Origin of the sequence: Pseudoalteromonas sp. SR41-1 (genome assembly GCF_014164015.1) — a bacterium.
Classification (GTDB): domain Bacteria; phylum Pseudomonadota; class Gammaproteobacteria; order Enterobacterales; family Alteromonadaceae; genus Pseudoalteromonas; species Pseudoalteromonas distincta.
Window position 1 is genome coordinate 26,133 of the sequence record NZ_JACJEK010000020.1, and the last position, 12,681, is coordinate 38,813.

Consider the following 12,681-nt stretch of genomic DNA (forward strand, 5'->3'; position numbering starts at 1 on the left):
TAGCTCTTTATTAGCTTGGTGGTTATAGGCCAGATTTAAGGCTGGCTTCAATAAATTTATCTAAGTTACCGTCAAGTACCGATTGGGTATTGCGGTTTTCAACGCCTGTGCGTAAATCTTTAATACGTGCGTCATCAAGTACGTATGAACGTATTTGGCTACCCCAACCTATATCAGATTTAGCGTCTTCTTGCGTTTGTTTCTCAGCATTTTGCTGCTGTAGCTCAAGCTCAAATAATTTAGCTTTTAACTGCTTCATCGCTTGGGCTTTATTTTTATGCTGTGAACGCTCGTTTTGACACTGCACTACGGTATTTGTTGGTACGTGAGTAATACGAACCGCCGATTCGGTGGTATTAACGTGCTGACCACCCGCGCCTGATGCACGGTAAACGTCTATACGTAGGTCTGACGGATTAATATCAATTTCAATATTATCGTCAATCTCTGGGTATACAAACGCAGAAGCAAATGAGGTATGACGACGACCACTTGAGTCAAACGGGCTTTTACGCACTAAACGGTGAACGCCTGTTTCTGTACGTAACCAACCGTAAGCGTATTCGCCAACAAAGCGAACTGTTGCGCCTTTAATACCGGCAACATCACCGTCGGTTGCTTCAACTAGCTCAACTTTAAAGCCTTTAGCCTCGCCCCAACGTAAATACATACGAAGTAGAATATTACACCAGTCTTGTGCTTCAGTGCCGCCAGAACCCGATTGTAAATCAAGGTACGCATCGTTTGAGTCATGAGGACCTGAAAACATACGACGAAACTCTAAACCTTCTAACTGCTCGTTTAGATCGCTAAGTTCGCTTTGTGCTTCATCAAAGGTATCTTGATCTTCGGCTTCTACAGCAAGTTCAAGTAGACCTTCAACGTCGTCAGTACCGGCTACAAGGTTGTCGATTGTTTCAACAACAGCCTCTAATGCTGATTTTTCACGGCCAAGCGCTTGTGCGCGTTCAGGCTCATTCCATACGGCTGAATCTTCAAGTTCGGCGTTAACTTCTTCTAGGCGTTCTTGTTTAAGAGCGTAGTCAAAGGTACCCCCGAAGCAATTCAGTACGTTCGCGAATTTCCTTGATTTGGTTAATCACAGGATTCACTTCAAACATGTACATCACTCCAAAATGGCTAGGTAATTGCGCCCCTTTACATGGGATTTTCGCAACAAATTATCGTCAAATGATAAAAACGCCCGATTTTAACAAAAAACCGCGCGCTTTATTAGCCTTTTATGCATGATTTGTGCATATTTTTTAGTGCACTTTTTCAAGCTCTCTAACTATTAATTGCAGCGTAAATTTACCTCTAAACTCATTTATATCGAGTTGATATGCTACTTTTACAAACTTCGCTTCTGTGTCGGGCCATTCTTTTACATCAATACCAAAGGCAATGGCGTCAACTAATCGCCCTGATTGATGCTTTAGCACCAGCTTTAAATGCTTTTCGCCGACTATGCGCTGCTGTATTACTTCAAAGGTGTGCTCAAACACCGGCTCAGGAAATTGCTGCCCCCACGGGCCCGATTGCTTTAATAGCTGAGCAAACTCCATCGTAAAGCAGTCGTTTGGCAGCTCACCGTCGGTAAATACAATGCAGCGTTTACTTTCTTCACTCAGTTGCGCACTCACGGCAGCATCAAATGCTTTTTTAAAGTCATTAAAGTGTTGCTCATTAATACTTAAACCAGCGGCCATTGCATGGCCACCAAACTTATTAATTAAGTGTGGGTCGGCTGTATTTAGCCCTTCGAGTAAGTCGCGCATGTGCAACCCTTCTATAGAGCGGCACGAACCTTTTATTTCACCGTTTTCGCCACCAGCAAATATAACGGTTGGTCGGTGGTATTTTTCTTTTAAGCGACCAGCCAAAATGCCAATAACACCTTGATGCCAATCGTCTTGAAACAAGCAGATTGCATCAGGGACGTTATCGTCGCTAAATGCGAGTCTATCAAGCACGGCTTGCGCCTCGGCTTGCATGCCTTGTTCTATTTCGCGCCTTGCAAAGTTTAAGCTATCGAGCTCGCTGGCAATACTACGTGCTTGATTTATATCGGTGCTAAGTAAGCATGCTATACCCAAACTCATGTCGTCTAATCGCCCTGCTGCATTTAAACGCGGCGCAAGTGAAAAGCCAAAGTCGCTTGCGCTTAAGCGCGCAGCATTGCGGTTAGCCACTTCAATAAGCGCGGTGATGCCAGGGCGTGTTTTACCACTGCGAATACGTGCTAAACCTTGATGTACTAAGGTGCGGTTATTTGCATCAAGTGCGACCACGTCAGCAACCGTACCAAGCGCTACAATGTCGAGCAAGTTAGCTAAATTAGGCGGCGGTTGCTGCTCAAAATAACCAAGGTCTCGCATTACGCTTCTCAGTGCTATTAGTAAGTAAAAAGCAACGCCAACGCCTGCTATAGATTTAGACGGGAAGTTACATTCGTGCCTATTTGGATTTACTATTGCATCGGCATTTGGCAGCTGCTCACCTTGTAAGTGATGATCTGTTACCAGCACTTTAATACCAACCGCTTTTAAAATATCAATACCAGCAATACACGATATGCCGTTATCTACGGTGATCACTAAATCAGGCTTTATTTGTACTATTTGCTCTGCAAGTGCGGGGCTTAAACCATAACCTAAGCTAAACCGGTCAGGAATTAAGTAATCTAAATGCTTAAAGCCAAACATCTCAAGGCCTTGCATTAATGTTGCAGTACTTGTTGCGCCATCAGCATCAAAATCGCCGACTATTAATATTTGGCTTTGCGCTTTTAATGCTTCAATTAATAAATCGCTGGCTTTGTCGATATCTTTAAACAATTTAAAATCGTGAAGCGTAGCTACGCTGTTATTTAGCTCGTCGGCATTAAATACATTGCGGTTAGCATAAATTTGTTTAATTACAGGGTGTAAATTACTCGGTAGATGCGAGTCGTCAACGTTTTCACGCGCAATGATTAGTTTTTTCATGCAGAGTTTTAACTTATTGGGTCGTATTAAAAAGACAAAAAAAGGCCATTAAGGCCTTTTTATTAGCTATAAAACGTATTACGACGCTTTGTTAGCATCTAATGCTGCTTTTAGTGCTGCTGCTGGCTGGTAACCTGGGATCATCGTACCATCTTCTAAAATAATGGCAGGTGTACCGCTAATACCAAAGCTTTGACCAAGCTGGTAATGCTCTGCAACCGGTGCGCTACAGCCTGCAACTACCTTAGTGCTTGTACCCGACTTAGCTTCTGTTAGTGCTTCTTGCTGATCGCGTGCACACCATACGTTCATTAAATCGGCATAGCCTGAACCTTGTAAGCCACCACGTGGAAACGCAAGGTACTTAACGGTAATACCCGCATCAAGTAAATCGTCTAACTCGCGATGTAATTTACGACAGTAACCACAGCTAATGTCGGTAAATACGGTAATACTGTGTTTTTCGTTTGGTGCTTTGTACACAATCATCGAATCTTCGTATTCTTTAATGCCCTCAACACGCACGCCGTTTAATGCTTGCTCTGTTAAGTTGTTACGATTATTTAAATCGATTAACGTACCTTGCATTAAAAATTGACCATCTGGACTTGCGTAAAGCACGCCCTTATTAGTGATCAACTCTTTTAAACCCGCTACTGGGCTTGGGTTAATTTGCTTTACAGTTACACCAAGCTCGGCAAATTTAGTAATAATAGGATCATTAGCATCTGGTGTTACAGCAACGCCATTTGCAAATGCACTAATACTTGTGCACAACATGGCACCTGCTAACATTAATTTTTTCATAACTTCTCTCTATCCTAAAAACACTTAATATATTGACCGGCTTAATAATATTTACTTTCAAACTTACGCTCGCGGATGATGCTCTGCGTGTACCGACTTTAACCGTTCATTGGCAACATGGGTATAAATTTGCGTCGTTGATAAATCGCTATGGCCCAACATCATTTGTACCACACGTAAATCTGCCCCATGATTTAATAAGTGCGTAGCAAAAGCATGGCGCATGGTATGGGGCGATAATGGAGACTCAACTGATGCCAAAATAGCATAGTGTTTAATTCTATGCCAAAAGGTTTGTCGCGTCATGCCTACTCCGCGTTTAGATGGGAACACAAAATCGGTGGCATGTTTTATCATTTGCGCACGCCCACCCTTTAAAAACTGCTCAAGCCAATACATGGCTTCTTCACCCAGTGGAACTAAGCGCTCTTTATTACCTTTACCTTTTACAAACACCACTGCTTGGCGCAAATTAATTTGCTCCATGCGCAGTCCAACAAGCTCACTTACACGCAACCCCGTTGCATAAAGTAGCTCTAGCATGGCTTTGTCGCGCAGCCCCATCGCTTCTTCTGTGTTGGGCGCATTTAACAATGCCTCAACTTCAGCTTCTGAGAGTGTTTTAGGTAACGACTGTCCGGCTTTTGGTTGAGCAATGTTTAGCATGGGCGAATCACTAATTATTTTTTCGCGCACAAAGTACTGATAAAAACGCTTTAGCGCACTAATACTACGTGCTGTACTGCGTGGTTTTAAACCTAAATCAACTCGATGCGCTAAATAGCTTTCTATGTCGAGCCCCGTTACCGTCATTAAATTTTCGCCCTTTAAAAATAGGCAAAACTTATCTAAATCACTGCGATAAGCGCTTAATGTATTTTCGCTTACGCCTTGTTCTAAGTACAGGCTATCTAAAAAGGTTTCTAGGTAGTCGCTATTACTGCTCATACTGCTGTTATTTTCAAAAGAATCGTCAGATAGCGTTGTCACATTATGCTCTCATGCTTTGCTAAGGTATCAATTAAAAATACCTTACGGTAAACTTGAGCCTATCATATCAGGCAATTACACAGTGATAAATACGATGCAAATTGGTTTATTTTTTGGTTCTACTACGTGCTACACCGAAATGGCAGCAGAAAAGATTCGCGACATTATTGGTGCCGATATAGTTACCCTGCACAATATTAAAGACGAGCCACTAAAAAATGCAGAGCAGTATGACTTTATCATCTTTGGTATTTCAACATGGGATTTTGGTGAAATACAAGAAGACTGGGAGTCAAAGTGGGACGACATAGCCGACGTAAACCTAAATGGTAAAACCATTGCTTTATTTGGCATGGGCGATCAACAAGGTTACGGGCAGTGGTTTCAAGATGCACTAGGCATGCTACACGATGAAATAAATACGCAAACATTTACTCAACTTGGTTTTTGGCCAAATGACAGTAGCTACGAGTTTGAAGCTTCAAAAGCATTAACGCCTGATGGTAAACAGTTTGTAGGACTCGCGCTCGACGAAGACAGTCAATACGAGCTAAGCGACGACCGCATTGCAACATGGGTTGAACAGGTAATGACTGAATACGGCGAAACGCTTTAATTAATAAGCTAATAAATAAAAAGCAAAAAGCCCGCAACTAGTTTAGTTGCGGGCTTTTTAGTTAATATTAATTAAAAATTTACTTAAACGTCATCACGTTTGTTGTTTGTGGGTAATATCCATCAGCCATAACAATATACGGCACTAGATTACTTAACCATTTTTGCTGTACGCTTTCGCTGTAGTTTAAGTAAAGCTTATCTTCGTGAATATAAAATGCTTCTGGGTCAATCCCTACGGCATTCCCCTCATCAGCCATTGCATAAGCGCACCAGCCACCGTATTGCGGAGCATAACGCTTTGGGTTTTCTGCAAATGCCGTTTTGTTTTCTTCACTCGAAAAATGCCAGTCGGCACCTAAATAACTAAACGTATATTTGTCATTGCCTTTAATGGCTTTATTTTGGGTAAAATAAGCAACACTGTCGTACCCTTTAATAGCCGTGTTATTAAACCAACCCGTGTTTACAGCATCATCCTTTGCGTTTGCCGCACCGCTTATTAACAGTGTGCTAAGCATTATTAAAGCAACTATGTACTTAATCATATTTTACCCTTTTATTTACTCAAAGTTTTATGCCAATTAAATATGGCAGGCTTAGTGAGTAAGAAAGGCAAAGCGCAAAAATGATTTCAGTTAATGCTTAATTATTTAACGTTTAGTAATTAAGTAAGTAGTAAAACTTACTCTACTCTTAGCCAATATTGGTTTCGGTAAAAAAAGCCAATGTAACCGCGCACTTCGAGCTTTTTACCTTCATCTTGTGGGGTTAATTGTAAGGTGTAGGTTTTACCATTTGTTGGGTCGAGTATTTCACCATCTCCCCATACGCCATCATCTTGTGCTTTTACATCAGTGATTATAGTCATTCCTAAAATAGGCTGATCTTTTAGCTCATCATCACACTTACTGCATATATCATTTTGTTTTGCAGGGTTAAGAATTGTTTCAACTTTACCGCTTAAAGTACCGTTGGTTTGGGTAATACGTACATACGACTTAGCTTGGTTTGTATCCTCGTCAATCGTTTTCCAAAGGCCTACAGGCGTAATAGTAGCAAACACACCTTGGCTTGCAAAAATGGTGGCTGCTAACGTGCTAAGTACTGCTAATTTATTTAACTTTTTCATTGTGTTGCCTTTTAAATTAAGTGGCTAATAGCTAAATCATATCAGGTGATTTATAAACACACTATTAAAGCGCTGTACATAAAATAAAAAACCAAAAGCAAAAAACCTAAACTAATAATCATTAGTTTAGGTTTAAGGGGCAGTCGCATAAAAAAAGTTACGCATTACCTCACTTTAAAAACAACATCCCCTATTTTTAGATTTGAATATTCAGGCTCAACTAAAGATAATTCGTTATTATCAATCATGCTTTTAAGGTATCTAATCTCTTCAGGATTTTCGACATTCATATACCTTGATCGCCACTTACCCATGTCGAATAACCAGAAATATGCGGCTATATTTTCATTACTTTCGTCAATCACTATAAAATCGAGTTCATCATCCTTGTTCAAATCCATGCCAATGAAATAGTAAGTATGTTCTTTTAAAGAGTTACGATCGTAAAAATGTTGTTCAGAAAATACTGCCTCTATTAAACCTTGAGGTATTAGCGCTTGTGATGGCCAAAATACACTGCGCTCAATAAAATCACCGACTGTGTGTTCAAGCGTTAAAGCAAACTCATTATTTACATACATCCTATCGATGATAGCGTATTGCTCTGGGTGACTCGTTTCAATTTTCTGTTTTAATAACTGCATAGCTAAATAACCTTGGCGTCCTAAGCTGTACTCAAAATAGTAATAGTCAAACTTTTCTATTGTTACTTTATCTGCATCTAAACGCGCTATTTGGCTGTTTGTAGATAAGCTTTGAAAATTTAATAAAGGGGAGTTAACAGCAAGCATACTAACGAGCACCACCCACCCCATCACAATATTTATTTTGCTAAGCGGCTCTAGCCAATTGTCTCGCTTTGTTATAATTCCAACAAGATAACTAAACGAAAAACACGCCAATAAAAACCAAATCAAAATGCCCCAACAACGATCTACTGTTAGCCCATGCTGCTCTACCCGTAAGTAAATTCCATAGGCAGAAATAACACTATAAACTGGAAGTAACGCAACGCTTATAAAAACGAGTCGGTGCAAGAGCATGTGATAAGGGCGAACTGATGAGTCATCTTTATAAACAGTGTTAACAAAAAACAACGTGAGCACCTGCAGCCACATTACTAATAAACTGCCACTTCCGGTCTCCCATAATTTATTGAGTCCGGTAAAAGGAAGTGTTGCTAAAAAACCGAGAGAAATAACTGATAAAACAGGCAATAAAAACTTAATTAAAGTTTGTAGTAAAAAAGCGATATTATCTTCAATGTTCAAAAGCTTTCTAAATATGATACTCGCAAAGGCAAATGCGAGCGTTAAGGTTGGGATCCAAAACCATTCATCTCTTAGTAGCTCAGAGAAAAAATTTATATCTAAAATATCAAATAAAGCCGCACCTAAATTTAGTATTCCCCAAAAAATAAGTACGAACAGCCAGCATTCTCCAAAAATTATAAAATTACGCCAAGAGAGCTTAAACAAACGACTGTAGCTAACATTTTCTGAACTACCAAATTGTTGAATGTACATAAGGCCTTTAAAGCCAGCTATTAAACTAGTAAAAATAAAAACGGATATTAAATTGCTATTACTTACGTACTCTTGAGGCTCTTGCTGAAAGCCTGCATACGCACCCAGTAAAGATAACAACAAGGAAAAAGGAAGGATTAAAAGTAACGACGTTTTTATATTATTTTTATTAACGGTCATTAGCATTAATAAAGGAAAGCTCATAGAAAATGTAATAAGTGAGACTAACCATGTAGGGCTTGTTGCTGGCCACACATTATTTTCTATACTGCTATATAAAAGGGTAAGAGCAATAGCCTGTACTACGGCAAGTATAATTATAAAAGATTTTGGTAACTGACTATCCATATCTGTTCTCAACAATAGGTTTTAGTCAGTTTGCGTTATTCGTTCCTATTTTACAATTGCTTCACATTTTCAAATAAAATGCTTTGCACAGGGCTATATAATCAGCGGTGTAGGTATTATCTAAGTTTCTAATACACAGGATTGATGATTCTATATCGCTTTTTACGTAGCTAAATGTCATTAAACTGCGGCTAATATCTTTGTTGGGCGTGGCTTTTACTTGGCAGTGAGTATTTAAATAAAGCCCATTTTGAATAGCAAGCTCAATAAATAATGCGCCTTCAACGCTTGGGAGTATTAAGCTAAAGCGGGAACCACTATGGCTTAAATGTTTAAAGGCATTAATTAACTCTTCAAAACTTAATCCGTCGGTATGGCGTGCGGCATTACGCGCAGCATTATCGCCTTTTAAACTGTGATTAAAATACGGTGGATTAGAGATAGCAACATCAAATTTAACTTCACTACTAAAGCGTTGAATAGTTTGGTGCGTAATACTTATAGTTGGCCACGGACTATTAGCTACATTTTGTAATGCTTGGGTATAGGCGCTTTCGTCAATTTCTACCGCAGTTATATCAAGCTCATTACTGCGCTGCTTACACATTAGTGCTAGTAAGCCGGTGCCGGTGCCTATATCAAGTAATGACTTTGCGCCACTTAAGTTAGCCCATGCACCAAGCAAAATGCCATCGGTAGAAACTTTCATTGCACAGTGGTCGTGTTCAACTTTAAATTGTTTAAATACAAAACCAGACATTTTTTCACCTTTTCATTCACCAAGCGCAGCATAGCGCGTATAATCAGGGTAATTGTCCCTTATTTTAGACACTCTATGCAATTTTCTGAATTTGATCTTGATAACAAGCTACTCGATGCCATTAATAAAATGGGCTACGAGACGCCAACCAGCATTCAACAACAAGCTATTCCTGAAGCACTACAGGGGCGCGATATTTTAGCATCTGCGCCTACTGGTACAGGTAAAACAGCGGCATTTTTAATTCCAGCTATTCAGTACTTACTGGATTTCCCACGTCGTGACCCTGGTTTTGCGCGCGTACTCGTTATGACCCCAACTCGTGAGCTGGCTTATCAAATTCATGAACAATGTGAACTGCTAGCTAAACGCACACACCTAAAAATTGGTGTAGTAACAGGCGGTATTAACTACGGCACGCATAAAGAAATTTTTGAAAAAAATAATGATATTTTAATCGCCACACCAGGTCGATTAATGGAATACCTAGAAACCGAAAACTTTCATGCTGAACATGTAGAAATGCTTATTATTGATGAAGCAGATCGCATGTTAGACATGGGTTTCAAAAAGGAAATGAGCCGTATTTGTGACGAAGCTAAAAATCGTCGCCAATGTTTTTTATTCTCAGCAACACTTGAAGGTGACAGCGTAGAAAGGTTTGCTGAAAAAACATTAAACGACCCAGCTCTATTAGAAGCCGAATCGTCACGTAAAGAAAAGGCTAAAATTCACCAATGGGTACATTTAGCCGACGATTATCATCACAAACTTGAGTTGTTAGTTAATACGCTAAAAAACCCTGACGTAACTAAAGCGATTGTGTTTGTTAAAACTCGCGAACGCTTAGAAACATTGATTGGCGAGCTAACCAATAACGGCGTTAAAGCAGCTTGGTTACGCGGCGAAATGCCACAAGACAAACGTATGAAAGCCATGGAAAACTTCCACAGTGGCAAAACACGTATCTTAATTGCTACCGACGTAGCTGCACGTGGTATTGACGTATCTGACATTAGCCACGTTATTAACTTTGATATGCCGCGCACTGCCGACGTATACGTACACCGTATTGGTCGTACTGGCCGTGCTGGTAAAAAAGGGATTGCAATATCATTAGTTGAAGCACACGACATTGGTATTTTGTATAAAGTAGAGCGCTACGTTGAACAAAAACTAAAACGCCGTGTAATTAAAGGTGTTGAGCCACAGCATAAAGAAGCTAAGCCGCCGGCTAAAAAGCGTAAAGATCCAGTAAAAATGAAAGCCAAGAAAAAGGCCAAGGTTAAAAAGAAAAAGTAACCTAACATATTTTTATTCTAAGCCGACTTTTGTCGGCTTTTTTAATGCAAGCCTTACAGGCTCTGGTGTTTGTACCTGTTACATATGTAACCCAAGCATGTAACTCATACTCATTTAAATGTAATTTTTGCCCACCTTAATTCCCACTTAATAAAATTACCTTATATTTCATAGCGTTAATATTGGCACCGAAATTGTAACTACAAAGATAACCTAGCCGATGGAATTTCCATTTTGTGGCTGCACTATTCACCGTAATGTAAGGATTAAGTTATGAACCGCTTCAAGTTAACTATCGCTTTAGTATCATTTTGTTGTTTATTTTTATTAGCTTGCGCTACAAAGGTAAGTGCAGCAACCAACATGGCCGTAGTAAGCAGTGTAGCCACTCAACCTAACCTACAACAAACTATCACCAACACCCTACGAACTAACCCTAACCTGGCGTTAAGTGATATTCGTGTGCAGGTAAAAAATGGTGAAGTAGATTTATACGGTGAAGCACAAACTGGTTTTCAGCGCGCACTAGCTCAAAAATTTCTAGAAAATATAGATGGGGTTAAAATCATTCGTAACAAAATTAGCGTTATTTAATACGTACCACAAAAACCTATTTGTATAACTAATTCATAAGCGCGGCTTGTTACTCCAACACAAGCTGCGCTTTTTTATATTCAGTTTAAGGCAAGTTTTGCTGCTGTAAAAAAGATAAAATAAAGCCTAAGCAATACGATTATTCCTCCCCTTAAAACGATAGCTCACACTTATACTTAAGAAGATAGATTTAGAATTGACGCTAGCGTGTTTGTCTTTGCTCTTTTAACCCTTAAGTTAACCCAATTGATACTGAAAAAGCTTACACAGATTCTTTAGCCGACCTAACGGGCTTAAAAAGGATGATTTATTTAGTTATTGAAATAGATGAGAGCGTTTTTTCAGAGTGTGCGGCAAGGCAGTAAAAAAATCGTTGGGTAAACACTAATCTTACTTGTTAATACTCCCATGGCCAAACGCAACTAATCTGAATTGATATTCAATAAACACAAAACTAGGTATTTAAACTTTTAGCTAATAATCCATTTATAAAAAAGCGCAATTTTACTCTGTAAAATTGCGCTGTTGGTAAGTAACTATTTCCCAATGCTTTTGCCTAATGAGTTTTAACTAAATTACTCACTTTGGCTAGAGTCAGCACCGTCGCTACTGTCTTTATTGGATGACTGCTGGCTTATTTTATCGCTTATCATGGCATCGAGTTTCTCACCGCCTTTAATACCAAAATCTAAAGTACGAATTGGGAAAGGAATACTAATATCAGCTTCGTCTAATGCTTGCTTAACGGCAACAACACCTTTGTGGCGTACCGTCATAAAGTCAGGCTCGCCTGGGTATTTAATCCAAAACCACACCAGTAAGTTAATGCTGCTGTCGCCAAAACCTTCAGCGTATACAGCGGTTTCGTCTTTACGTATTACAAAGTCAAATTCGTTAATTTTATCGACTATAACGTCTTTTGCTTTTTCTATGTCGTCGCCATACGAAATACCTACGGGTACTTCTATACGTCTTATACCTAGCGTGGTGTAATTTTTTAGTACATTTCTAAATAAGACTTTGTTTGGTACAAGTATTAGTTGCCCGTAAAAGCTCTCTATTAGCGTGTTACGTAGGTTTATAGAATGCACCGAACCAAACACATCATCGGTTTCTATTACATCACCTGTTTTAAATGGCTTGCGTACACCCATTGCTATACCAGCAATTAGGTTTTCTGTCATGTCTTGAAACGCAAAACCAATGGCTAAACCCACAATACCCGCACCAGCAAGTAGCGAAGTAACAGTGCCTTTTAAGCCAACAAAATCGAGCGCTATAAATAAACCTATGCACAACACAATAACTTTAAATATTGACGCCATTAAGTCGGCAATTTGCGTTGAATCGAGAGAGCGGCGCAACACGTTTTTCATCAGCTTGCCAGCAAAGCGCGCCAATATTGAAAATACTATGGCAATTACAATTGCCACTATAAAATTAGGGATATGGCTGATAACAACATCAAACCACCCTCCGAGCTTTTCTTCTATTAGTTTTTCGGCTTCGCCAACTGACGGAATACTGATCATTTTGTTTGCACCTATTTAATTAATAATCTCATTAATATTAGATATAGTTGCAAATATAACGCCAGTATCAAAAAAGCCATGCAATGCA

At 39.5% G+C, this 12,681-nt stretch carries 12 protein-coding genes; 3 read left to right on the plus strand and 9 right to left on the minus strand.

Going from position 1 to position 12,681, the window contains the following annotated elements:
* Positions 1 to 22: 22 nt before the first annotated feature.
* The 4 genes from prfB to xerD form a co-directional block, all read right to left on the minus strand.
* A protein-coding gene (prfB, locus tag H5118_RS16325) for a peptide chain release factor 2 (protein ID WP_100218355.1) occupies positions 23 to 1,121 on the minus strand; the annotation gives its coding sequence in 2 pieces (ribosomal slippage) (positions 23 to 1,045 and positions 1,047 to 1,121; 1,098 coding nt in all).
* 144 nt (positions 1,122 to 1,265) lie between these two features.
* Positions 1,266 to 2,987 carry a single-stranded-DNA-specific exonuclease RecJ gene (gene recJ / locus H5118_RS16330; protein ID WP_039488346.1) on the minus strand — a complete coding sequence of 574 codons (1,722 nt, stop codon included), beginning with the start codon at positions 2,985 to 2,987 and terminating at the stop codon, positions 1,266 to 1,268.
* Between the two features lie 78 nt (positions 2,988 to 3,065).
* A complete protein-coding gene (gene dsbC / locus H5118_RS16335; RefSeq protein WP_002961417.1) occupies positions 3,066 to 3,794 on the minus strand; it encodes a bifunctional protein-disulfide isomerase/oxidoreductase DsbC in 729 nt (242 codons plus the stop codon).
* 63 nt (positions 3,795 to 3,857) lie between these two features.
* Positions 3,858 to 4,784 (minus strand): site-specific tyrosine recombinase XerD, encoded by a 927-nt coding sequence (xerD, locus tag H5118_RS16340; protein WP_002961416.1) that lies wholly within the window; start codon positions 4,782 to 4,784, stop codon positions 3,858 to 3,860.
* Between the two features lie 94 nt (positions 4,785 to 4,878).
* Between xerD and fldB the strand changes: the two genes are divergently transcribed.
* Complete coding sequence (gene fldB, locus H5118_RS16345; protein WP_007583764.1) at positions 4,879 to 5,400, plus strand: flavodoxin FldB; 522 nt, start codon at positions 4,879 to 4,881, stop codon at positions 5,398 to 5,400.
* A gap of 79 nt (positions 5,401 to 5,479) precedes the next feature.
* On the opposite strand, the gene H5118_RS16350 is transcribed toward fldB, so the two are convergent.
* The 4 genes from H5118_RS16350 to H5118_RS16365 all read right to left on the minus strand — a co-directional run bounded on the left by H5118_RS16350 (position 5,480) and on the right by H5118_RS16365 (position 9,165).
* Entirely contained in the window at positions 5,480 to 5,947 is a 468-nt protein-coding gene (locus tag H5118_RS16350) for a YHS domain-containing (seleno)protein (RefSeq protein ID WP_182749521.1), read from the minus strand.
* Between the two features lie 137 nt (positions 5,948 to 6,084).
* On the minus strand, positions 6,085 to 6,531 hold the full coding sequence (locus H5118_RS16355) for a DUF2147 domain-containing protein (protein ID WP_182749522.1): 447 nt from the start codon (positions 6,529 to 6,531) through the stop codon (positions 6,085 to 6,087).
* Between the two features lie 164 nt (positions 6,532 to 6,695).
* Positions 6,696 to 8,405, minus strand: a complete 1,710-nt coding sequence (locus H5118_RS16360; RefSeq protein ID WP_182749523.1) for a DUF4153 domain-containing protein — start codon at positions 8,403 to 8,405, stop codon at positions 6,696 to 6,698.
* Between the two features lie 61 nt (positions 8,406 to 8,466).
* On the minus strand, positions 8,467 to 9,165 hold the full coding sequence (locus H5118_RS16365; protein WP_182749524.1) for a tRNA1(Val) (adenine(37)-N6)-methyltransferase: 699 nt from the start codon (positions 9,163 to 9,165) through the stop codon (positions 8,467 to 8,469).
* Positions 9,166 to 9,240: 75 nt separating this feature from the next.
* Here H5118_RS16365 and srmB point away from each other — a divergent pair, with 75 nt between their 5' ends.
* Together srmB and H5118_RS16375 are read left to right on the plus strand one after the other, a co-directional pair.
* The gene (srmB, locus tag H5118_RS16370; RefSeq protein ID WP_182749525.1) at positions 9,241 to 10,467 is read left to right on the plus strand and encodes an ATP-dependent RNA helicase SrmB; all 1,227 of its coding nucleotides are present in this window, start codon (positions 9,241 to 9,243) and stop codon (positions 10,465 to 10,467) included.
* A gap of 273 nt (positions 10,468 to 10,740) precedes the next feature.
* Positions 10,741 to 11,061, plus strand: coding sequence for a BON domain-containing protein (locus H5118_RS16375; RefSeq protein ID WP_002961403.1), 321 nt, complete (start codon positions 10,741 to 10,743; stop codon positions 11,059 to 11,061).
* Positions 11,062 to 11,636: 575 nt separating this feature from the next.
* On the opposite strand, the gene H5118_RS16380 is transcribed toward H5118_RS16375, so the two are convergent.
* Entirely contained in the window at positions 11,637 to 12,593 is a 957-nt protein-coding gene (locus H5118_RS16380; protein WP_024596180.1) for a mechanosensitive ion channel family protein, read from the minus strand.
* Between the last annotated feature and the right edge of the window lie 88 nt (positions 12,594 to 12,681).

Coding starts and splice junctions, on each gene's coding strand:
- recJ (WP_039488346.1), bottom strand. CDS start 2,987: ATGAAAAAACTAATCATTGCGCGTGAAAACGTTGACGACTCGCATCTA.
- dsbC (WP_002961417.1), bottom strand. CDS start 3,794: ATGAAAAAATTAATGTTAGCAGGTGCCATGTTGTGCACAAGTATTAGT.
- fldB (WP_007583764.1), top strand. CDS start 4,879: ATGCAAATTGGTTTATTTTTTGGTTCTACTACGTGCTACACCGAAATG.
- H5118_RS16350 (WP_182749521.1), bottom strand. CDS start 5,947: ATGATTAAGTACATAGTTGCTTTAATAATGCTTAGCACACTGTTAATA.
- H5118_RS16355 (WP_182749522.1), bottom strand. CDS start 6,531: ATGAAAAAGTTAAATAAATTAGCAGTACTTAGCACGTTAGCAGCCACC.
- H5118_RS16360 (WP_182749523.1), bottom strand. CDS start 8,405: ATGGATAGTCAGTTACCAAAATCTTTTATAATTATACTTGCCGTAGTA.
- H5118_RS16365 (WP_182749524.1), bottom strand. CDS start 9,165: ATGTCTGGTTTTGTATTTAAACAATTTAAAGTTGAACACGACCACTGT.
- srmB (WP_182749525.1), top strand. CDS start 9,241: ATGCAATTTTCTGAATTTGATCTTGATAACAAGCTACTCGATGCCATT.
- H5118_RS16375 (WP_002961403.1), top strand. CDS start 10,741: ATGAACCGCTTCAAGTTAACTATCGCTTTAGTATCATTTTGTTGTTTA.
- H5118_RS16380 (WP_024596180.1), bottom strand. CDS start 12,593: ATGATCAGTATTCCGTCAGTTGGCGAAGCCGAAAAACTAATAGAAGAA.